The 22,100-nt window shown below is 70.5% G+C and carries 18 protein-coding genes; 11 read left to right on the top strand and 7 right to left on the bottom strand.

What is annotated here, in order from left to right:
- The first annotated feature begins 126 nt into the window (after positions 1-126).
- Positions 127-1,704 carry an ABC transporter ATP-binding protein gene (locus AABM36_RS00295; protein WP_423446624.1) on the top strand — a complete coding sequence of 526 codons (1,578 nt, stop codon included), beginning with the start codon at positions 127-129 and terminating at the stop codon, positions 1,702-1,704.
- Positions 1,701-2,504: an energy-coupling factor transporter transmembrane component T family protein gene (locus AABM36_RS00290; RefSeq protein WP_423446622.1), complete on the top strand. Its 804-nt coding sequence runs from the start codon at positions 1,701-1,703 to the stop codon at positions 2,502-2,504. Before AABM36_RS00295 ends, AABM36_RS00290 begins: the two co-directional genes overlap by 4 nt.
- Here the strand turns inward: AABM36_RS00290 and AABM36_RS00285 are convergent.
- From AABM36_RS00285 to AABM36_RS00270, 4 genes are read right to left on the bottom strand one after another with little or no spacing between them, the layout of a single operon-like run.
- Positions 2,491-3,468, bottom strand: coding sequence for an aminotransferase class IV (locus tag AABM36_RS00285; protein ID WP_423446620.1), 978 nt, complete (start codon positions 3,466-3,468; stop codon positions 2,491-2,493). The two genes, AABM36_RS00290 and AABM36_RS00285, sit on opposite strands and share 14 nt — an antisense overlap.
- Positions 3,465-4,091, bottom strand: coding sequence for a uridine kinase family protein (locus tag AABM36_RS00280; RefSeq protein WP_423446618.1), 627 nt, complete (start codon positions 4,089-4,091; stop codon positions 3,465-3,467). Before AABM36_RS00280 ends, AABM36_RS00285 begins: the two co-directional genes overlap by 4 nt.
- Positions 4,088-4,579, bottom strand: coding sequence for a low molecular weight protein-tyrosine-phosphatase (locus tag AABM36_RS00275; RefSeq protein ID WP_423446616.1), 492 nt, complete (start codon positions 4,577-4,579; stop codon positions 4,088-4,090). Before AABM36_RS00275 ends, AABM36_RS00280 begins: the two co-directional genes overlap by 4 nt.
- A gap of 39 nt (positions 4,580-4,618) precedes the next feature.
- Positions 4,619-5,491 carry a TetR/AcrR family transcriptional regulator gene (locus AABM36_RS00270; RefSeq protein WP_423446614.1) on the bottom strand — a complete coding sequence of 291 codons (873 nt, stop codon included), beginning with the start codon at positions 5,489-5,491 and terminating at the stop codon, positions 4,619-4,621.
- Between the two features lie 103 nt (positions 5,492-5,594).
- Here AABM36_RS00270 and AABM36_RS00265 point away from each other — a divergent pair, with 103 nt between their 5' ends.
- The gene (locus AABM36_RS00265) at positions 5,595-7,058 is read left to right on the top strand and encodes an MFS transporter (RefSeq protein WP_423446612.1); all 1,464 of its coding nucleotides are present in this window, start codon (positions 5,595-5,597) and stop codon (positions 7,056-7,058) included.
- 93 nt (positions 7,059-7,151) lie between these two features.
- Here the strand turns inward: AABM36_RS00265 and AABM36_RS00260 are convergent, their stop codons facing one another.
- Complete coding sequence (locus tag AABM36_RS00260) at positions 7,152-9,140, bottom strand: BCCT family transporter (RefSeq protein WP_423446610.1); 1,989 nt, start codon at positions 9,138-9,140, stop codon at positions 7,152-7,154.
- 330 nt (positions 9,141-9,470) lie between these two features.
- On the opposite strand from AABM36_RS00260, the gene dnaK reads away from it, so the two are divergent.
- The 4 genes from dnaK to AABM36_RS00240 all read left to right on the top strand — a co-directional run bounded on the left by dnaK (position 9,471) and on the right by AABM36_RS00240 (position 13,562).
- A complete protein-coding gene (gene dnaK / locus AABM36_RS00255; RefSeq protein WP_423446608.1) occupies positions 9,471-11,321 on the top strand; it encodes a molecular chaperone DnaK in 1,851 nt (616 codons plus the stop codon).
- Positions 11,318-11,944 carry a nucleotide exchange factor GrpE gene (locus AABM36_RS00250; protein WP_423446606.1) on the top strand — a complete coding sequence of 209 codons (627 nt, stop codon included), beginning with the start codon at positions 11,318-11,320 and terminating at the stop codon, positions 11,942-11,944. Before dnaK ends, AABM36_RS00250 begins: the two co-directional genes overlap by 4 nt.
- Before the next feature lie 84 nt (positions 11,945-12,028).
- Positions 12,029-13,054 (top strand): DnaJ C-terminal domain-containing protein, encoded by a 1,026-nt coding sequence (locus tag AABM36_RS00245; RefSeq protein WP_423446604.1) that lies wholly within the window; start codon positions 12,029-12,031, stop codon positions 13,052-13,054.
- Between the two features lies 1 nt (position 13,055).
- Entirely contained in the window at positions 13,056-13,562 is a 507-nt protein-coding gene (locus AABM36_RS00240) for a heat shock protein transcriptional repressor HspR (protein ID WP_423446602.1), read from the top strand.
- 77 nt (positions 13,563-13,639) lie between these two features.
- On the opposite strand, the gene AABM36_RS00235 is transcribed toward AABM36_RS00240, so the two are convergent.
- The gene (locus tag AABM36_RS00235; RefSeq protein ID WP_423446600.1) at positions 13,640-15,601 is read right to left on the bottom strand and encodes a BCCT family transporter; all 1,962 of its coding nucleotides are present in this window, start codon (positions 15,599-15,601) and stop codon (positions 13,640-13,642) included.
- A gap of 51 nt (positions 15,602-15,652) precedes the next feature.
- Positions 15,653-16,483 carry a tRNA (guanosine(46)-N7)-methyltransferase TrmB gene (trmB, locus tag AABM36_RS00230; protein ID WP_423446598.1) on the bottom strand — a complete coding sequence of 277 codons (831 nt, stop codon included), beginning with the start codon at positions 16,481-16,483 and terminating at the stop codon, positions 15,653-15,655.
- 100 nt (positions 16,484-16,583) lie between these two features.
- Between trmB and AABM36_RS00225 the strand changes: the two genes are divergently transcribed.
- From AABM36_RS00225 to AABM36_RS00210, 4 genes are all read left to right on the top strand, one after another.
- On the top strand, positions 16,584-17,834 hold the full coding sequence (locus tag AABM36_RS00225) for a multidrug effflux MFS transporter (RefSeq protein WP_423446596.1): 1,251 nt from the start codon (positions 16,584-16,586) through the stop codon (positions 17,832-17,834).
- Between the two features lie 199 nt (positions 17,835-18,033).
- Positions 18,034-19,500, top strand: coding sequence for an alanine/glycine:cation symporter family protein (locus AABM36_RS00220; protein ID WP_423446594.1), 1,467 nt, complete (start codon positions 18,034-18,036; stop codon positions 19,498-19,500).
- 216 nt (positions 19,501-19,716) lie between these two features.
- Positions 19,717-21,177, top strand: coding sequence for an amino acid permease (locus AABM36_RS00215; RefSeq protein ID WP_423446592.1), 1,461 nt, complete (start codon positions 19,717-19,719; stop codon positions 21,175-21,177).
- 62 nt (positions 21,178-21,239) lie between these two features.
- Positions 21,240-22,097, top strand: coding sequence for a D-hexose-6-phosphate mutarotase (locus AABM36_RS00210; RefSeq protein ID WP_423446590.1), 858 nt, complete (start codon positions 21,240-21,242; stop codon positions 22,095-22,097).
- Positions 22,098-22,100: the final 3 nt, after the last annotated feature.

Below are 22,100 nucleotides of genomic sequence, written 5' to 3'. Positions count from 1 at the left end.
GGGAGACCGGCGACATCTGCGGGACCGGCGCGATCTGGAGGGTTGGCGGAACCTGCAGGACCGGAGAAATCTGCAGGGGCGGCGGAACCCGCCGTCGCGGCGGGGCCTGGCGACCGGACGGAGCCGGTGCCCGCGGGCGCGGCCGTCCGGCTCGAGCGGTTCGGGTGGCACTACCCCGGCCGTCAGGACCCGAGCCTGCGTGACGTCACCGCCGTGATCGAACCGGGGGAGCGCGTGCTGCTGCTGGGGCCCTCCGGTGCCGGGAAGTCCACGCTGCTGCAGGCCCTCGCGGGCGTGGAGCAGGACCCGGACGGGCAGTCCCGCTCGGGTGGGTTGAGCGTGGACGGGACGGACCCGCGGGACGCGCGCGGCGCCGTGGGCTTCATGCACCAGGACCCCGAGACCCAGGTGATCCTCTCCCGCGTGGGGGACGACGTCGCGTTCGGGCTGGAGAACATCTCGGTGCCCCCCGATCAGATCTGGCCCCGTGTGGACGAGGCGCTCGCGCGGGTGGGGCTGACGCTGCCCCTCGCGCACTCCACCACCGCGCTGTCCGGCGGGCAGAAGCAGCGCCTCGCGCTCGCGGGCGTCATGGCCATGCGGCCCCGGCTGCTGCTGCTGGACGAGCCCACCGCGAGTGTGGACCAGGAGGGCGCGGAGCAGCTGTGCCGGGCCGTCTCCGAGGCGGTGTCGCAGGACGGCATCACGCTCGTGGTCGTGGAGCACCGGGTGGCCCTGTGGGAACCCGTGGTGGACCGGGTGATCGTGCTGGACGAGCACGGCCGGGTGGCCTTCGACGGCCCCACCCGCGAGACCCTCCACGACGCCCGCCACCTGCTCCAGGAGCAGGGCACGTGGGTGCCCGGGTGGGTTCCGACCACGCGCGCCCCCGCCCCGGCGGACACCCGCGGCCAGGACGCCGGGCAGGTGCTGCTGAGCGCCCGGGACCTCGCCGTCTCCCGCGTGCAGCCGGCGCGGCGCGAGATCGCACGCCGGCGGCGTCGTGCCCGGAAGGCCTGGCGGCGCGGCGTGGATCCGGCGGTGGACCCCCTGGACGGCTGGGACGCGCCCGTGGCCGCCGAGGGCATCAGCCTGGACGTCCGTGCCGGCCGTGCGCTCGCCGTGACCGGCGTGAACGGGGCGGGCAAGTCCACCCTGGCGCTGACACTGGCCGGTCTGCTCGTCCCCGTGCGCGGCACGGTGCGGGCTTCCGCGGCCCTCGCGGACGGCGCGCCGCAGGACCCCTCGCTGTGGGACGGCGGGGAGCTGATCTCGCGCGTGGGCACGGTCTTCCAGCACCCCGAGCACCAGTTCCTGCGCCCCACCGTGCGCGCGGAGCTCGAGTTCGGACCGCGTCAGCTGCTGCGCCGCGCCGGGGCCTCGGGAGACGAGCTGCCGGAGCACGACGCCGCCCGGGTGGAGGACCTGCTGCGTCGCCTGCGCCTCGAGGAGCTCGCGGACGCCAACCCGTTCACCCTGTCCGGCGGCCAGAAGCGCCGCCTGTCGGTGGCCACCGTGCTCGCGGCGGCCCCGCGCGTGCTGATCCTGGACGAGCCCACGTTCGGTCAGGACGCCCAGACCTGGAGGGAACTCGTGGACCTGCTCGTGGCGGAGATGGACCGGGGTACCGCGGTGGTCGCGGTGACCCACGACCACGACCTCGTGGCGGCGCTGCAGGCGCAGGACGTGAGGCTCGGCGCATGAGCACGCCCGTGGCACCGTCCATGTTCGGCCCCCGCACGGGGTTGCTGGCCCGCGCCAACCCGGTGGTCAAGCTGCTGGGTGCGCTGCTCATCACGCTCGTGATCGTGGTGAGCGCGGACCCCGTGACCAACGCCGTGGCCCTCGCGGGGCAGCTCGTGCTCCTCGCGGGTGTGGGGCTCGGCCCGTGGCGGCTGCTGCGGCTGCTGTGGCCCCTCGCGGTGGCCGCGCTGATCAGCGGATGGGGCACCGCGATGCTCTCGCCCGCGGGTGGCGCGGTCCTTGTGGACGTCGGTTGGCTCACGATCACCACCGGGTCCCTCGCCGCGGGCGGCGCGATCGCCCTGCGCGGACTCGCGATCGCGCTCCCGGGGATCACCGTGCTGCTGACCACCGATCCCACGGACCTCGCGGACGGGCTCGCACAGACCCTCAGGCTGCCGGCTCGCTTCGTGCTCGCGGCCCTCGCGGCCATGCGCCTCGTGGAGGTCATGATCACCGAGTGGAGCGTGCTCGCGTCCGCCCGCCGGGCGCGCGGCGCGGGGGGTCGGGGTGGTCCGGTGGCCGCTGTGCAGGAGTTCGGCGGTCAGGCGTTCGCGCTTCTCGTCCAGTCCCTGCGCCGCGCCACGCGCCTGGCCATGACCATGGAGGCGCGTGGCTTCGGCGCCGGACCGCGCACGTGGGCCCGGAGTCTGCACTACAGCCGCGTGGACGTCCTCGTCGGCGCCGCCGTGCTGTTCACCGCGGTGGGTTCTCTGGTGATCTCCCTGGCGCTGGGCACGCACCGCTTCATCTGGCAGTGAGGCCGCCGCCGGCGTCGTCCGGTGTGGGGCGGGTCTGCTGGTGCGCGGGCGGAGGCGGGAGCCGGCGCCCCACCAGGAAACCGGTGAGCGTGCGCGTGAGCTCGGGGTCCGTGGGCACCGGGTGCCCGTCCACCGTGGTCACGGGGACGGCCAGACGCACCGAGGAGGTCAACCACACGGCGTCCGCCCGCAGCAGGTCCCGCGGGTGCAGGGGGCCGTGGTCCACCGCCCAGCCGTGGGCGCGGGCGGTCTCGAAGATCCGGGCCTGGGACGTCCCGGGCAGGATTCCGCGGGACGGTTCCGGCGTGACGAGGGTGGGCGGGGCACCCGGCGTGGTGCGCGCGCAGACCACGGAGGACGTGGCCCCCTCCAGGATGCGGTGCTCGGAGGAGGTCATGAACACGGCGTCCTGCGCGCCGTTCTCCCGCGCGTGGCGCACCGCGGCCATGTTCACCGCGTAGGAGAGGGTTTTCACGCCGGGCAGCAGCCACGGCAGATCGGCGTCCTCGGCGGGGTCGTGGCCGCGTTCCAGGAGCAGGACTCCCAGCCCGTCGCGGCGTGCCGCGAACGTGGTGGCGGGGACCGGGGAGGCGGTGAGCCACGCCCAGGGCGTGCCGCCCGGGACACCCCGCGAGATGCTGAGCTTCACCGCGTGCTCCGCCCCGAGGTCCAGGGAGGAGTCCCGGGAGCCGGGCCCGGCGGCATCGAGCACCATGCGCAGCGCGGTGCGGCACGTGGCGGCGGAGGGAGCGGGCAGTCCGGCGCTGCGGGCGGATGAGCACAGCCGTTCGTGGTGGGCGGCGAACTTGTAGGCCTCCCCGTCCAGGACGTGCATCGTCTCGAACACGCCGTCCCCGCGGGTCAGTGCCTGGTCCTCCAGTCCCACGAGCGGGCGGTCCGGGTCCACGAGCCGCGGCTCGCCCGCGGGCGAGATGACCACGGCCGCGCCGCCTCGCGCGGTCATGAGGGGTCCCGGTCCTCCGGGGTGGGGTCCTCCGAGGACGGGCCGGGGTGGATGATGTCCGCGCACTCCCACACGGGATCCTCCGCGAGGTACTCCGCCTCCTGGGCGGCCCACTGGTCCCAGTGGCCCTCGTAGGCGGCGCCGTCACGCTCCAGCGCCCGCCGCCGGCGCTGGGAGGTGGGCAGCTCCACCCACACGGACGTGTCCAGGAGCATCCGGGCCTCGCGGTGGCACGCGCCCACGCCCTCCAGAAGAACGATCTCGGCGGTGCGGGTCAGCCGCGGCGTGCCCGGCTCACTGGTCAGCCAGTCCCACGCCGTCCAGTGGGCGTCCTCGCCGGCGCGCAGTGGCTCGAGGATCTCCGTGCGGTAGGCGGCCATGCCCGCCAGCAGGCCGTCCCACCCGGGGTAGAGGTCCTCCAGGCGGAACACCACGACGTCGTGCGAGCGGCGCAGCACCGCGGCGAGCTGGTCCGTGAGCGTGGTCTTGCCGGCCCCGGACCGCCCGTCGATGCCCACCAGGCAGGGCCTGCGCGTGGCCGCCGGGAGCAGCCGCGCCAGGTTGACCCCGTCCGGGAAGTGCGCGATCTCCTCCGGCTGGAACACCTCGTCGGGAGTGATCACGATGCGGACACCCGTTCGTCGAGCCACGAGACCACGCCGGGCACGGCCGCGCTGATCTGCTCCCACGCGGTGTCGAAGTCCTCGGACCCGCCGTACCAGGGGTCCGCGATGTCCAGGTCCGTGTGCTCGGGGTCCACGGCCGGGTCGAAGCTGCGCAGCAGGCGCACGGTGTCCGGGTGGCCCTCGGGCAGCCGCTGACGCAGCCTGCGGGCGTGCTCGGCGGTCATGGCCAGCAGCAGATCCGCGTCCGCGAGCTCGCGGTCCGTGACGCGGTGCGCGCTGTGCTCCGGCAGCTCCAGACCGTTGTCCGCGAGGACGGCGTCGGCACGGGGGTCCACGGGGTTGCCGTGCTCCTCGTCGCTCACACCGGCGGAGCCCACGGTGACGGCGTCATCGAGTCCGGCGCGCCCGATCTCGCGACGCAGCAGTGCCTCGGCCATGGGGGAGCGGCAGATGTTGCCGGTGCACACCGTGACGATTTCGATCATGGCCACCACTGTACGAAAAATCCGTCGGCGGTGAGGCTGTCACCGTGCCGGGCGGGCCGCCCACGTCTGGCGCTCGATGCCCGAGAGCAGCAGGTCGAGCCCCGCGGCGTACTCGGCGCGGTCGTCGTGGCGGCGGAACTCACCCAGCACCGAGTGCACGAACGGGAAGTCCTGCGTGCTCGCGTGGTCCCAGCGCTCGAGCTGCTCGCGGAACATCTGCTCGGCGTCCTGCTCGTGGCGCTGGGCCTGGCGCTGGGAGATCTCCGCGCCCATCCCGGACGCGTAGTTGGTCACGGCCATGGAGGCGTGGAACTGCTGGGAGGTGCTCAGCTCCATGCGCTGCAGGATCTGCCCGGTGCACTCCCACGTGCGCAGGGCGTTCTCCTCGTCCGGGCCCGCGTGCATCAGCTGCTCCGCGAGCCAGAGGTGCTCCAGCATCTGCGCGAACAGGCACAGGGAGAGCCGGCGCAGGTCCACGAGCGCTTCCCGGGTCCCGGCGCTCGTGCGGGGGTCCGGCTCGGGTGCCGGCAGCTGGGCGAACTGCTCGGGCGTGCTCCGCCCCGCCGCGCGCAGCTCCTCGAACTGGGCCAGCGCGCGGCCCAGCACCTCGTCCGCGACCATCGCCATGAGCTCGTCCTTGCCGGACGCGTACCAGTAGAGGCTCGCCACGCCGCTGCTGAGCTCGGCGGCCAGCCCCCGCAGGGTCAGCCGCGCGGCGCCGTCCCGGTCCAGCATGGCGATCGCGGTGTCCACGATCGCCTCCACGGACAGGGACGCACGACGCCGCCCGCCCGCTCGGGCACTTGCCCCGCGGGTTCGCGGACCGGGCGCGCCGTCCCGAGGCTCCTGGGGTCGCGCTGCGGTCTTCTGATCGGGGGAGGGTTCTGCGGCGGGTCCACGGGTGTCTGCCATGAGGCTCACGGTACGCAGGGTGTTGCGCGGAATCAAACATCGTTCTATTCTCGAACACAATTCGATTCTCGAACAACGTTCGACACTTGTGGAAGGACCTCTCATGACCCAACTCGTCGCCGGCGGCGCGCGGCACCGCGCCGCCACCGCACCCCAGAGCCTGCGTGCCGCATGGCCCGCGCTGCTGGGACTCTGCCTCACCCAGCTCGTGGAGATGGTGGACAACTCCATCCTCAACGTGGCCGTTCCCGTGATCGGGCGGGACCTCAACGCCAGCCCCACGGACCTGCAGTGGATCGTGGGCGCCTACTCCCTCACCTTGGGCGGATTGCTCATGGTGGGAGGTACTCTGGGGGACCGCCTCGGGAGGCGCCGCACCATCTCGTGGGGCCTGGCGCTGTTCGGACTCGCGGGGCTCGCCGTGCTGCTCGTCCAGACCCCTGCCCAGCTCATCGCGGTGCGCGCCGTCTCCGGAGCCTTCGCGGCGCTGATCGCCCCCATCACCATGTCCCTGCTCTTCCGGCTGTTCGACCGTGATGACCTCCGGGGCCGGGCCATCGGTCTGGTCATGACCGTCTCCCTCATCGGCTTCGCCCTGGGCCCCACGCTGGCGGGACTCGCACTGGAGCACATGCCGTGGCAGATGCTGCTGGTGCTCAACGCCCCCGTGGCGCTGGTCGCGTGGATCGGCGTGCGCGCGGGGCTGTCCCCGGACCGGGTCGAGGAGCGTCGTGGCGGCGGCACGGACGTCCCCGGCGCCGTGCTCTCCGTGGCGGCGCTGGGGCTGCTGCTCTACACCTTCACCGCGGGAGTGGAGTTCGGTTGGCTGGACCTGCGCACCCTGGGCATCCTGGCGGGAGGGCTGCTCGCACTCGCCGGCTTCGTGTGGCGGGAGCGCACCGCGGGGGACCCGATGCTGGACCTGTCCCTGCTGAGCATCCCCACGGTGCGGGGCTCGGCCATCCTGCAGACCTCGGTGATGACCGCGATGGCCGGTGTGATGTTCGTGTCCACCCAGCTCTACCAGTTCGCCTGGGGGTGGAGCCCCCTGCAGGCCGGGCTCGCCAACCTGCCGTTCGTGGTGGGCATGCTGGGGGCGGGGCCCTTCGTGGACCGCGCGGTGGCGGCCTGGGGGCACCGGCGGACCTCCACCGGCGCGGTCCTGCTGCTGCTCGCGAGCCTCGGGGTGTGGGTCTACGCCGTGGGCCACGGGTTCGTGTGGTGCGCGCTGGGGATGCTCATGATGACCGCCGCCATGCGGACCATCATGACCACCGGGGCGGTGGCGCTCATGGGGGCGCTGCCCGAGAGTCACACCTCCATGGGCTCGGCCATGAACGACACCGCCCAGGAGGTGGGCAACGCCGTGGGGCTCGCCCTGGTGGGCGCCGTGATGGCGTCCGTGGTGGGCACCGCCCTGCCCACCGGCGCGTGGGACCCCGCCACCGTCCTCGCGTTCGTGCACTCGCAGCAGATCTCGTTCGCGCTGCTCGCGGTGCTGGTGGTCGTGCTGGCCGGGGTGGGTCTGCGCACGCTGACCGACTCCCGGCAGACGGAAGAGCACTGACGGGTGCCGCCCACCCATGAGCAACGGGGTGCACGTCCGCGGACGTGCACCCCGTTGAGTGGTGCTTCTCAGGAGGGCGTCACCGCCCCCGCACTACTTCTGGTTGGCGTTGTGGGGAGTGGTCTGCTCCCACGGCGCCTCGCCCTCGGGCGTCTGCTCCACGATGTCGTCCACCGCGGAGGAGACCCAGCGGGACTTGTACTGGAAGTCCGTCTCGTCACCGTTCTCGTCCGTCTGGCGGTACCACTCGGTGATCGCCGGGTCGTGCGAGTCGAACGAGTCGCCCGCGGCACGGTGGCCCTCGGCGTGCTCCACCTGCAGCGCGAAGTTGTCGCCGTGCTCGGCCAGACCCGTGGACACGGCCTTCTCCACGGCGGAGACGGCGAAGCGCGTGCGCAGGGTGGCCGGGTCGTTGCGCAGGTCGCGGTAGAGCGCGACCATCATGAACGCCATGATCACCGCGAACGGCAGCGCCGAGACGATCACCAGGTTCTGCATCCCGGCCAGGGCGTCGTCGCCGCCCACCAGGAGCATGACGATCGCGATGCCGGAGAGGCACGCGCCCCAGAAGACCACGATCCACTTGCTGGGCTCCGGGCGCCCGCGCTGGGTCATGGTGCCCATGACCACCGAGGCGGAGTCCGCGCTGGTGATGAAGAAGATGCCGATCACGACCATGGCGAGCACCGAGGTCACACCGGTCAGCGGCAGCTGGTCGAACAGGCCGAACAGCATGGACTCGGCGCCGGACTCCACGGAGAGGTCCGCGCCGTTCTTGGCGAAGTACATGGCCGAGCCGCCGAAGACGATGAACCACAGCACGCACACGGAGGCCGGGACCACGAGGACCACGGTCACGAACTGGCGGATGGAGCGGCCACGGGAGATCTTGGCGATGAACATGCCCACGAACGGGGACCAGGAGAGCCACCAGGCCCAGTAGTACACGGTCCAGCTGTTCGAGAACTCGGCGCTCTCGGGTCCCCACGCCGCGGACTGGCCGGTCATGAAGAGGAACTCGGAGATGTAGGTGGAGAACGTGGAGGGGATCAGCGTCAGCAGGTAGACGGTGGGGCCCACGAAGAACACGAACAGCGCCAGGATGAACGCGAGCGTCAGGTTGATGTTGGACAGGTAGCGGATGCCGCGGGAGACGCCCGAGACGGCCGAGATGATGAAGCCCACGGACAGCAGCGCGATGATCATGATCAGGGCGTTGTTGCCCAGCTCGCCGATCCCACCCACGATCGAGATGCCGGAGCCGATCTGCATGGCGCCCATGCCCAGGGAGGCCGCGGTGCCGAACAGGGTGGCGAAGATCGCGAACACGTCGATGAGCTTGCCCAGGGGGCCGTCCACGCGCTTGTGACCGAGCAGCGCGGTGAACACGCGGGAGATCAGGGGCGCGCGGCCGCGGCGGTAGGCGCCGTAGGCCACGGAGACGCCGACCACGGCGTAGATGGCCCAGGGGTTCAGCGCCCAGTGGAAGGCGGACTGCACGAGGGCGTAGACCGCCATGGACTCCTCGCCGGCCTCGGCCACGTGGGAGAACCCGGGGATCCCGCTCTCGAAGTAGGTCATGGGCTCGAAGGCGCCGTAGAACATGAGCCCGATGCCCATGCCGGCGGCGAAGAGCATCGCGAGCCAGGAGAAGAAGGAGTACTCGGGCTCCTCGTCGTCACGGCCGAGCTTGATGCGTCCGGTGCGGGTGAAGCCGATGAAGAGCATGAAGAACACGGCCGCGGTGGAGAGCAGGATGAAGAACCACCCCGTGTTCTCCGTGACCCAGGCCAGCGCGGTGGCAGAGACGGCGGAGAGGCTCTCGGTCCCCAGCACGCCCCAGGCGATGAACCCCACGATCAGCAGGGCGGTGATGATGAACACCGCCTTGTCCGTGGAGAAGCGGACCTTGCGGTCCTCCACGCCCACGCCCGGCACCAGTGCCGGGTGGATGCCGTGGGGGTACGTCAGCTCGTCGAAGATCTGTCGCGGCCTGCTGCGGGTCGCGGGTCCGGCGGAGGAGCCGTGGTGGGCGGGGGGTTGCTGCGGTTCCGATTCCGGGGAATGCGGTGGCGTGCTCAAGACAGTTCTCCTGACTGCGGCGGGGGAGTGTGGGATCTCGTGAAGGTGTGTGGTCTCCCGTGGACGTGGTGGGCGTGCGCCCGGAATCGGGCAATGTTTCGCCCTGGGCGTACAAACCCCCGATTGTAACGCCGAATCGGTAGGCGCCCTAACTCACGCGCGGGGTTCCGGGCGACATGGTCCCCACGCTCTTGAGTGAAGACGACTCAACTTAAGTTGACACCACCGACTCAACGAGTAAACTTGAGTCTTGAAAGCTCAAGGATTGACGGTCCGGGTCGACACCCCCACGGGACCCCGGACCGCCCCGCAACAACGAAAGGACAGAGAATGTCTCGTGCAGTAGGAATCGACCTCGGTACCACCAACTCCGTGGTCGCAGTGCTGGAGGGCGGCGAGCCCGTCGTCATCGCCAACGCCGAGGGTGCGCGCACCACCCCGTCCGTCGTCGCGTTCTCCAAGGACGGCGAGACCCTCGTGGGTGACGTGGCCAAGCGCCAGGCCGTGACCAACGTGGACCGTACCGTGGCCTCCGTGAAGCGCCACATGGGCACCGACTGGACCACCGAGATCGACGGCAAGAAGTACACCCCGCAGGAGATCTCCGCCCGCACGCTCATGAAGCTCAAGGCGGACGCGGAGTCCTACCTGGGCGACAAGGTCACGGACGCCGTGATCACCGTCCCCGCGTACTTCAACGACGCCGAGCGTCAGGCCACCAAGGAGGCCGGTGAGGTTGCCGGCATGAACGTGCTGCGCATCGTCAACGAGCCCACCGCCGCGGCCCTGGCCTACGGCCTGGAGAAGGGCAAGGAGGACGAGCTCATCCTGGTCTTCGACCTCGGTGGCGGCACCTTCGACGTCTCCCTGCTGGAGGTCGGCAAGGACGAGGACGACTTCTCCACCATCCAGGTCCGCGCCACCGCCGGTGACAACCGTCTGGGCGGCGACGACTGGGACCAGCGGATCGTGGACTGGCTGCTGGAGCAGGTGAAGTCCAAGACCGGTGCGGACCTGTCCAAGGACAAGATCGCCCTGCAGCGCCTGAAGGAGTCCGCGGAGCAGGCCAAGAAGGAGCTCTCCTCGGCCACCTCCACCACCATCTCCCTGCAGTACCTGTCCGTGACCCCCGAGGGCCCGGTGCACCTGGACGAGAAGCTCTCCCGCGCCAAGTTCGAGGACCTCACCAAGGACCTGCTGGCCCGCACGGAGAAGCCGTTCAAGGACGTCATCACCGAGGCCGGGATCAACGTCTCCGACATCGACCACGTGGTGCTCGTGGGTGGTTCCACCCGCATGCCCGCCGTGGCCGAGAAGGTCACGGAGATGGCCGGCAAGGCCCCCAACAAGGGCGTGAACCCGGACGAGGTCGTGGCCATCGGCGCCGCCATCCAGGCCGGTGTGCTCAAGGGTGACCGCAAGGACGTGCTGCTGATCGACGTGACCCCGCTGTCGCTGGGCATCGAGACCAAGGGCGGCGTGATGACCAAGCTCATCGAGCGCAACACGGCCATCCCCACCAAGCGCTCCGAGACCTTCACCACGGCGGAGGACAACCAGCCGTCCGTGTCCATCCAGGTCTTCCAGGGTGAGCGCGAGTTCACCCGGGACAACAAGAACCTGGGCACGTTCGAGCTGACCGGCATCGCGCCGGCTCCGCGCGGCATGCCGCAGATCGAGGTCACCTTCGACATCGACGCCAACGGCATCGTGCACGTGTCCGCCAAGGACAAGGGCACCGGCAAGGAGCAGTCGATGACCATCACGGGCGGCACCTCGCTGTCCAAGGAGGACATCGACCGCATGGTCAAGGACGCCGAGGCCAACGCTGACGCCGACAAGCAGCGCCGCGAGGCCGCGGACCGCCGCAACAACGCGGAGCAGACCGCGTACTCGGTGGAGAAGCTGATCAAGGACGACGAGGGCGCCATCCCCGAGGACGTCAAGACCGAGGTCCAGGCGGACGTGGACGCCGTCAAGGCCGCGCTCGAGGGCGATGACGACGACGCCGTGAAGACCGCGTTCGAGAAGCTGCAGACCTCGCAGACCAAGATCGGCGAGGCCCTGTACGCCCAGTCCCAGGCCGAGGGTGCCGCGGGCGCCGAGGGCGCCCAGGCATCGGACGACGACGACATCGTCGACGCCGAGGTCGTGGACGACGACAACGACGGGAAGAAGTGAGCATGAGCGATTCCGAGAACACCGAGGGCCACGGCCAGCCCGTGCCGGAGGATCCGGAGCAGCCCGCTCAGCACCAGCAGGGCGCATCCCAGGACGGGGGGCTCACCGTGGACGACATCCTCGACACCCCCCAGTCCCAGGACGCGGAGTCCGCGGACGCGGCGTCGTCGACCGGCGACGCCGCCCCGGAGGGCGACTCCGAGGCCCAGCGCCTCGCGGACGAGCGCCTCGAGGACCTGCGTCGCCTGCAGGCGGAGTTCGTGAACTACAAGAACCGCACGGTGCGGGAGAAGGACCAGCTGCGGGACTTCGTCTCGGGTGAGCTGATCTCCGCGCTCCTGCCGGTGCTGGACGACATCGACGCCGCCCGCAGGGCTGGTGACCTGGAGGACGGCCCGTTCGCGGCGATCGCCACCAAGCTCGAGGACGCCCTGGGCAAGAAGGGGCTCACCCGCATCGGCGAGGTGGGGGAGAGCTTCGACCCCACCGTCCACGAGGCCGTGATGCAGCAGCCCACCGACGAGGTGGAGCCGGACCACGTGTCCATGGTGCTGCGATCGGGGTTCAAGGTCGGTGCCAAGGTGGTCCGCGCGGCCCAGGTGGCCGTCGCGGCGCAGCCGTAGGGCGCACCAACTCCTCGGGGCGGGTCCACATGACGGGACCCGCCCCGAGTTCTACCGAGGAAGATCTCACAGAAAGGAGGCGTCATGGCCAGTCAGGACTGGATCGACAAGGATTTCTACAGCGTGCTGGGCGTCTCCAAGGACGCATCACCGGAGGACGTCAAGAAGGCGTACCGCAAGCTGGCCCGCACGTACCACCCGGACCAGAACCCGGGGGACGCGGCCGCGGAGAAGAAGTTCAAGGACATCACCGAGGCCAACGCGGTGCTGTCCGATCCCGAGGAGCGTGAGCAGTACGACGCCATCCGCGCCATGGGCTCGGGTGCACGCTTCACGGCCGGTGGCCCCGCGGGCGGCGCCGGGGGTGCAGGTTTCGAGGACATCTTCGGGGACCTGTTCAACGGCGGCGGTGGCGGCCGCAGGCGCTACACCACGTCGAGCGGCGGAGGCGGCTTCGAGGACATCTTCGCCCAGTTCGGCGGCGCGCAGGGCGGGGACCCGCGGTACAGCACCGGCGGTGGATTCGGCGGCCAGGGCGGCTACGGCGGGTACCAGGCCCCGCCCCGCAAGGGCGAGGACATCCACACGACCACCACCATCCCGCTGCGCTCGGCCTACCGTGGCACCACGGTCAAGCTGCGGCGGGGCAACGGCCAGACCACCACGGTGCGCATCCCGCAGGGTGTGAAGGACGGGCAGCGGCTGAAGATCGCGGGCAAGGGCCACTCCGGCCCGGGCGGCAGCGGCGACCTCCTGGTGACCGTGAAGGTCAAGGAACACCCCTTCTTCACCCGCGAGGGCCAGGACGTGCACGTCACCGTCCCGGTCACCGTCTCCGAGGCCGGTCTGGGGGCCACCGTGCAGGTGCCCACCCTGGACGAGGGTCACGTGAACCTCAAGGTTCCGGCGGGCACGTCCTCCGGGCACCGCATGCGTGTGAAGGGCAAGGGCTTCACGTCCGGGTCCACCACGGGCAACATGATCGTCACCGTCCAGGTCCAGCTCCCCGCGGATCTCGACGACGCCGCGCAGGACGCCCTGCGCGAGTTCGCCCGGGCCACGGAGGGCTTCGACCCCCGCGCGGCCCTGAGCGAGGAGGCGGCGGTCTGAGATGGCTCTGGACTTCACCCAGCCCGTGTTCGTGATCTCGGTGGCCGCCGAGCTCGCGGACATGCACCCGCAGACGCTGCGCCAGTACGACCGCATGGGGCTCGTGACGCCGTCCCGCGCCTCGGGCAGGGCGCGGCGCTACTCCCAGATGGACGTGCAGAAGCTGCGCCAGATCCAGGAGCTCTCCCAGGAGGGGGTGTCCCTGGAGGGGATCAAGCGCATCATGCAGCTGGAGAACCAGGTGCAGGCGCTGCAGTCCCGGGTCACCGAGCTGAGCGAGGAGCTCGACCGGGAGCGCGAGGCGCGGCGCGAGCGGGACATGATCTTCACCGCGGGCTCCGAGGGGGACGTGGTGCGGATCGCCCGCGGCACCCGTCGACCCGCGCGCAAGGTGTCCCAGGCGCTGATGCTGTACCGCCCGGCCAAGCCGGAGCACGGAGTGACGTCCAACGGTGCGGGCGGCGGGAAGACGGCCCGTGAGACCCGGCGCGGCCGACGCACGAGCTGAGGGTGCCGGAACGGCCCGTTGCGTGGAGGAGCCCCGCACCACGCTGTGGTGCGGGGCTCCGCCACGTCGTGGTGGGGTCAGCTCTGCCCGTGCGGTGGGTCCTCCTGGCGGGTCGGCGCGGAGAACTCACCGGTTTCGTAGTCGTAGTCCACGGGGTTGCCGTCCTCGTCCGTGCGCCGGTACCAGTCCGTGACCTCCGGTGCAGCAGAGTCGAAGTCCGCCCCCGTGGCCCACTTGCCGTCCTCCGCCCGTTCCACCGAGAACGTGAAGTCGTCACCGTACTCGTCGATCCCGTGGCGCACCGACTTGTCCACGGCCCAGCGGGAGTACTGCTCGCGGATGATCATGGGGTCCCGCCGCAGGTCCTTGTGGAACGCCACGGCCATGGCGAACATGATGAGGGTGAACGGCAGCGCCGTGACCGTGATGAGGTTCTGCAGGCCCGTCAGCGCGGTCTCCCCGCCCAGCAGAAGCATCACCACGGCGATCCCCGCCATGCACAGTCCCCAGAACACCGTGACTCGCCGCTTGGGCTCGGGGTTGCCGCGCTGCGCCATCTGGGACGCCACCACGGAGGCGGAGTCCGCCGTGGTCACGAAGAAGATGGCGAGCATGACCACCACCACGGCCGCCATGATCCCGGCCCCGGGCAGCCCGTCCAGCACGGTGAAGAAGATCTCCTCGGGCGCGGGCAGGCTCTCCACGGTGTTGTCCGGCGCGATCGAGCCTGTCTGCATCTGCTGGTGGATCGCGGTGCCGCCCAGCACGGTGAATGCCAGGACCACGATGGTGGAGGGAATGAAGAGGACACCCAGGATGAACTGGCGGATGGTGCGCCCGCGGGAGATCTTGGCCACGAAGATCCCCACGAACGGCGCCCAGGAGACCCACCAGGCCCAGTAGAACGTGGTCCAGGAGGAGAGGAACTCCTGCATCTCCGGGCCGTCGGACATGGAGGCGGAGAGCATCTCGGGCAGCTCCGCGAAGTACGTGACGATCACCGAGGGAACGAAGTTGAGCAGGAACGCGGTGGGACCCACCACGAAGAAGAACACGGCGAGCGAGATCGCCAGGACCATGTTGATGTTGGACAGCCAGCGGATCCCCCGGGCCACTCCCGATACTGCGGACGCGATGAACCCCGCGGTGAGCACCGCGATGATCAGCAGCGCGGCGGCGTTGCCGGAGGTGCCGAGTCCGGTGAAGACCTCCACACCCCGGGCGATCTGCAGCGCTCCGATTCCGAGCGAGGCAGCCGTGCCGAACAGTGTGGCGACGATGGCGAGGATGTCGATCGTGCGCCCCGCGGCGTTGTCGGTGTTGCCGTTGCGGAAGAACGGGGCGAAGACGGAACTCATGAGGGGCACGCGACCACGGCGGTAGGAGGTGTACGCCACGGCCACGCCCACCAGACCGTAGATGGCCCACGCGTTGAGCCCCCAGTGGAGTGCGGCCTGGGCCGAGGCCTTCTTCATGGCGTCCACCGTTCCCGGATCCGCGGAGCCGGGGCGGGGGGACAGGAAGTAGGTCATGGGTTCGTACGGGCCGAAGAAGATGATCCCGATCCCGATCCCCGCCGCAAAGAGCATGGCGGCCCAGGAAGCCGTGGAGTACTCGGGTTTGTCCCCGTCCAGCCCCAGGGGTATCCGACCGTAGCGCGAGACCGCGAGGTAGACCAGGTAGATGAGCAGTCCGATGGCCAGGACGTTGAACGCCCACCCCATGTTCAGCATGGTCCAGTTCAGTGCCGCCGTGGAGGCGGCCGTGAGGGAGTCCGTGTCCACGAGTCCCCAGGCGATGAACGCGAGGATCAGCGCACCTGCCACACCCACGACGACCCTGTCCACGCCGTAGCGCACCTTCTGGTCCTCCACGGACACCCCGGGGACCACCGCGGGATGGATGTTGTGGGGGTAGGTGATCTCCGAGAGGAAGGTCTTGGCGCCGGCCATTCCCCGTCGAGGGGCAGCTGCACCGGGGGCCTGCCCGGACGAGCTCCCGCCCTCCGGCGCGGCGTCGGCGTCGTGGGAATCGGGCATGGGAGCTCCTGCGGGTCGGGGACCGGATGCCACCACCCTAGGTCGTCCCGGTCAGCGACGCCGGTAGGTCAGGTCCCGGGGGACGCGTCCGGCCTCGGTGGCCTTGCGCTCGAAGCTCGTGAGGATTCTGCCGTCCCAGCGCGGGGCCCACCCGGTCTCGGGGTGCTCGTCGTCCGCGGCCGGTCCGGGGTGGACGTTCTCGAAATCGGCGTCTGCGGCGTCCAGGACCTCGCGCATGACCACGGCGTACTCCTGCCAGTCCGTGGCCAGCCGCCACAGCCCGCCCGGTTCGAGCACGCGCGCGGCCAGCTCCGCGAAGGCGGGGGAGACCAGGCGGCGTTTGTGGTGGCGGGTCTTGTGCCACGGGTCCGGGAAGAACACCCACAGCTCGCGGACGGATGCCGGTTCGAGCATGTGCTCCAGGACCTCGGGGGCGTTGGCCTGCGCCACACGCACGTTGGTCACCCCCGCCTGGGCGGCCTTCATGAGCAGGTCAGCCACTCCGGGCTTGTAGACCTCCACCGCGAGGTGGTCCAGCTCCGGGTGCGCCGCGGCGTGCGCGACGATCGCCTCACCCAGTCCCGAGCCGATCTCCACCACGAGCGGGGCCGTCCGTCCGAAGACCGCCCCGTGGTCGAGCCGGTAGGAGGGGTCCACGGAGGTGTCGGTCATGACGCGGGGGATGTCCAGGACCCACTCACCGGCGTGCTCGTCCCACGCCTTCTGGCGCTTGGGGGAGAGCCGGTCGCCGCGGCGCACGAAGGAGTACGGCTGGCGGTGGAAGGCCGCGGGCGTCGCGGTGCCCTCGGGAGCTTCGGCAGGGGAGGCCGGCAGGGCGGCGTCGTTCGGGGGAGCCTGGGGTGTCTGATCGCTGGATTCCATCGAGGGACATCCTAGGCGGGCCGCCACGGGAGGTCACGGTGCGGCGGGCGGACCCTACGATGGAGGGCCACCCGCCGCCCGCGCCGCGCAGGAGAACCGCATGCCCCAGGACCACGAGCCGCACGAGTCCGCGCCCGGCGAACCCGGAGCCGTCCGCAGCCGGCTGGGGCTGCCACCGCGCTGGGACCGGATCGCGCTCGTGGGCTCGCTGGGCGTGCTCTCGGCCGTGAGCCCGATGGCCACGGACATGTACCTCGCGTCCATGCCGGGGATGGCGCAGTGGTTCGACACGCCCGTGAGCCTGGTCCAGCTGAGCCTGACCGCCTACATGGTGGGCATGGCGGCCGGGCAGTTCCTGCTCGGCCCGCTCTCGGACGTGGTGGGGCGCCACCGGCTGATGGTCGCCGGCAACCTGGTGTTCCTGCTGTCCTCCGTGGGGATCATCGTGGCGCCGGGGATCGGAGTGGTGCTCGCGCTGCGGCTGCTGCAGGGGATTGCCGGAGCAGCCGGCGTGGTGATCGCCCGCGCGGTGGTCTCGGACGTCGCCCGCGGACACCGGGCCGCGCAGATGTACTCCGTGCTCTCGCTCATCACCTCCCTGGCGCCCGTGGTGGCCCCGCTCGCGGGAGGGGTGATCGCCACCGTGGCGGACTGGCGCACCGCCTTCGTGGTGCTCGCGGTCTTCGGGGCGGTGATGCTCGCGTGCTCGGTGTTCGTCATCCCGGAGACGCTGCCGCGCCACGCGCGCGCGGCGGGAGGGGTGGGGCGGATCCTGCGCAACGCCGTGCGGGTGGTGGGGGACCGGCGGTTCACCCTCTACGCCCTGGGGTTCGCCTTCGCGTTCGGGGCGCTGTTCTCCTACATCTCCGCGTCCTCGTTCGTGGTCCAGAACGTGCTGGGGTTCAGTGCGCTGGGCTACTCCGTGGTCTTCGCGGTGAACGCGTGCGGGTCGATCGCCACGGGCATCCTCAACACGCGGCTCGTGGGATCCCGTGCGCCGGAGCCCCTGCTGCTCGCCGGGGTCTGTGGGCTCGCGGTGTTCTCCACGCTCAACCTCGTGCTCGCCCTGCTGGGCGTGGTGGGCACCGCGACCCTCGTGCTGATCTTCCTCGCGCAGTCCTGCATGGGCTTCGTGCTGGGCAACTCCGTGGCCCTGGCGCAGCGCCGGGCGCAGGCCCGGGGACTGTCGGGCACGGGTGCCGCCGTGGTGGGCACGGCGCAGTTCGCGATGGCGGGCGCCGTCACGCCGCTCACGGGGCTCGGGGGAGAGTTCACCGCCGTCCCGATGCTCGTGTGCATGGCGGTGTGCGCCGTGCTCTCGCTGGGTCTGGTGCTCGCAGCTCGGCGGTAGCTGCTGCGCGGCCGGTGGGCGCGGACCGGCCCCGCGGTGTCGTCGTGCCCGTCCCGTGACACCCGTGCCCCAACACCCACGCAACGAAGCCGAATGGGCGCCGGGAACGGCGCGTGATGTGGTTCACTGTGCCCAGCAGTGACCTGCTTCACAGTTGATCCGTGGCTCCGCGCCTTTCGCTCGAACGAGGGACACCTCCATGCTCGATTCGCTCCAGACCATCCTCGACACCATCGGCGGCGTCGTGTGGGGACCGTTCGTCCTGATGCCTCTGCTGCTCGGCACGGGCATCCTGCTGACCGCCCGGCTGGCGGGGCTGCAGGTGACCAAGCTGATCCCCGCCCTGCGGCTCGCCCTGTTCGAGCGCAAGGACAAGGACGCTCCCGGAGGGGACGTCTCCCAGTTCCAGGCACTGACCACCGCGCTCGCGGCCACGGTGGGCACCGGCAACATCGTGGGTGTGGCCACGGCCATCTCCATCGGTGGCCCCGGCGCCCTGTTCTGGATGTGGGTCACCGGTGTGCTGGGCATGGCGTCCAAGTACTCGGAGGCGTTCCTGGGCGTCCGTTTCCGTTCCCGGGACGCCAAGGGGGAGATCTCCGGCGGCCCGCAGTACTACCTGTTCCGCGGCATCCCCAACGGCTTCGGCAAGTTCCTGTCCCTGTTCTTCGCGGTCGCCGCGGTGCTCGCCTCCTTCGGGATCGGCAACATGACCCAGGGCAACTCGATCTCCGCGAACCTGGAGGCGTCCTTCGGTGTGCCCGTGTGGATCACGGGCATCGTGCTGGCCGTCATGACCCTGCTCGTGCTCGTGGGCGGCATCAAGTCCATCGGCAAGGTGACGTCCGCGCTGGTGCCCGTGATGATCCTCTTCTACGTGCTGGGCGCACTGTTCATCCTGGCGGTCAACATCGAGGCCGTGCCCGCCGCGTTCGCCACCATCTTCACCTCGGCGTTCACCGGCCACGCGGCCGTGGGTGGGTTCACCGGCGCGGCCATCATGGTGGTGGTGCAGATGGGCATGGCACGCGGCATCTTCTCCAACGAGTCCGGCATGGGCTCCGCCGCCATCGCGGCGGCCGCGGCCCAGACCACCCACCCGGTGCGGCAGGGCCTGGTCTCCATGACCCAGACCTTCATCGACACCATCGTGGTGGTGACCTGCACGGGCCTCGTGATCGTGACCACCGGCGTGTGGGAGCAGGGCGAGGAGTTCGCCGCCACCATGACCGGCGATGCCTTCAGCCACGGCCTGCCCGGCACGTGGGGGCACCTGATCGTGACCCTCGGGCTCGTGCTGTTCGCGTACTCCACCATCCTGGGCTGGGCCTACTACGGCGAGCGGTGCATGGAGCGGCTCTTCGGCCGCGGCTCGGTGATGCCCTACCGCGTGTTCTTCTCGGCCGTGGTGTTCGTGGGCTGCAGCGTGCCCCTGGCCATCGTGTGGTCCTTCGCGGACCTCATGAACGGGCTCATGGCCATCCCCAACCTCATCGGGCTGGTGATCCTCTCCGGCCTGGTGGCCCGCGAGACCAAGCACTACCTGCGCAACGACCCGCAGCTGCGCGCCTCCAAGCTGCAGATCGACGGCTTCATGGAGGGCCACCCCGGCGCGATCGACAGCTACGTGCTGCCGGGGACCGCGAGATCGGCCCGCGTGCGCTGACCCCGCTCCTCGGCGTGGCGCCGGCGGGAGCCCCCGGATCGGGGTGCTCGCGCGGTGACTCCGCTCGACCCCAGGGCCCCGTGCTCCCCGGAATCTCCGGGCGGCACGGGGCCCTCGCGGTTCCCGCAGGGCGTGCCACGACTCCATCCCCGGGCACCGCGGCGCGGTGTGCGCCGGGCCACGACGTCCAGGATTGCCCGTGTACCCTCGGGAGCCATGACCAACAGCTCCACCGCGGTGTCGTCGCCCCATGCCCACTCCGGACCCACCCGAGGTCTGAGCAACCGTCACATCCAGCTGATTGCGATCGGTGGTGCCATCGGCACGGGGCTGTTCATGGGCTCGGGCCAGACGATCTCCCTCGCGGGACCCGCCGTGGTGTTCGTCTACATGACCATCGGCTTCTTCCTCTTCTTCGTGATGCGGGCCATGGGCGAGCTGCTGCTGTCCAACCTGCACTACAAGACGTTCGCGGACTTCGCCGCGGACCTGATCGGCCCGTGGGCCGGGTTCTTCGTGGGCTGGTCCTACTGGTTCTGCTGGATCGTCACCGCGGTCGCGGAGCTCGTGGCCATCACCGGATACGTGCAGTTCTGGTGGCCCACGGTGCCCCTGTGGCTGCCCACGGTGGCGGTGCTGGTCATCGTGTTCCTGCTCAACGCCATGAGCGTGAAGAGCTTCGGCGAGATGGAGTTCTGGTTCGCGCTGATCAAGATCGTGGCCATCCTCGCGCTGATCGTGGTGGGGGCGATCATGGCTCTCACACACTTCACGTCCCCGGACGGGCACGTGGCGCAGGTGTCCAACCTGTGGAACGACGGCGGGTGGTTCCCGAACGGGGCCATGGGCGTGGTCGCGGGGTTCCAGATCGCGGTCTTCGCCTTCGTGGGCGTGGAGCTCGTGGGCACCACGGCCGCAGAGGCCCGCGACCCCCACACCACGCTGCCCCGGGCCATCAACTCCGTGCCCCTGCGCATCCTCATCTTCTACGTGGGCTCCCTGCTGGCCATCCTGGTGGTCACCCCGTGGCGCTCGATCGACCCGGAGCAGTCCCCGTTCGTGGCCATGTTCTCCCTGGCCGGACTCGGAGCGGCGGCCTCCGTGGTGAACTTCGTGGTGCTGACCTCCGCGATGTCCTCCTCCAACTCCGGGGTGTTCTCCACGTCCCGCATGCTCTTCGGGCTCTCCGCGGAGGGCAGCGCGCCGCGGTTCTTCCGGGGACTGAACAAGGTGGGTGTTCCCGTGCGCGCCCTGTTCCTCACGGCCCTGGTGCTGCTGCTGACCATCCCGGTGCTCTACGCCGGTGACTCGATCATCGAGGCGTTCACGCTGATCACGTCCGTGGCCTCCACCCTGTTCATCTTCGTGTGGACCATGATCCTGATCTCCTACATCAGCTTCCGCCGGAAGTTCCCGCAGCGCCATGCCGCCTCGGAGTTCAAGATGCCGGGCGGTGTGCCCATGTGCTTCGTGGTGATGGCGTTCTTCGCCTTCGTGGTGTGGGCCCTGAGCACGGACGCCGAGACGGCCGCCGGGCTCGTCGCGGTGCCCGTGTGGCTCGCGGTGCTGGGAGTCTCCTGGTTCTTCGTGCGTCGGTCGGAGTCCCACCAGCAGGCCTTCGAGTGGTTCAAGCAGGAGGTTTCCACACCGGAGACGGCGGCACCCAGCGACTCGTAACCCGGCGGTAACCTGCCGTGGTGCTCCTCGGCAAGGACCGGGGAGCGTGCTTAGGTGGAGGCATGACACGACTGCCCGAACCCCTGACCCTGTCCGGCGCCAACGGCCACGGAGCGGTGCTGAGCTACGGAGCCCACGCACTGTCCTGGGCCCCCGAGGGGCACGAGCCCGTGCTGTGGGTGTCCTCCCGCGCGTACAACGAGACGGGCCGCGCCATCCGTGGTGGTGTGCCCCTGTGCTTCCCGTGGTTCGGCCCCGGCCGCACCGGGGACATGGAGCCCGCCCACGGCTTCGCGCGCATCACGGAGTGGACCCTCGCGGAGCAGGGCGAGAACGAACAGGGCGACCCCTTCGCCGAGTTCGCCCTCACCTCCGAGGACGTCGCACCGGAGCTGCGCGCGGCGTTCCCCCACGACTTCTCCGCACGCTTCCGGATGACCGCGGGGCGCACACTCCGCCTGGAGCTCACTGTGACCAACACCGGCACGGAGACCGTCGAGGTCGAGGAGGCCCTGCACACCTACCTGCACGTGGGGGACTCCGAGCGGATCACGGTGTCCGGGCTGGAGGGCGCCTCCTTCTACGACAAGGTGGCCAAGGAGCAGCGCGTCCAGCAGGGCGAGCTGCGTCTCACGGGGGAGACCGACGCCGTGTTCGCCCACCGCGGCGAGGTGCGCGTGGCGGATCCCGCGCTCGGCCGTGAGCTCGTGATCGGCAAGGAGGGCTCGGACAGCACCGTGGTGTGGAACCCGTGGGCGGACAAGGCCGTGGGCATGAGCGACTTCGCGGACGACGAGTGGAAGACCATGCTGTGCGTCGAGGCCGGCAACGTCATGGGTTCCCCGGTGCGCCTGGCGGCAGGGGAGACCCACACCATCGCCCAGGTGGTGGAGGTGCGGGAGCTCCCCGCCGAGCAGTAGGCG

The organism is Kocuria sp. KSNUG (genome assembly GCF_049532735.1).
Classification (GTDB): Bacteria; Actinomycetota; Actinomycetes; order Actinomycetales; family Micrococcaceae; genus Kocuria; species Kocuria rhizophila.
This window is presented reverse-complemented; position numbering and strand designations above follow the sequence as displayed.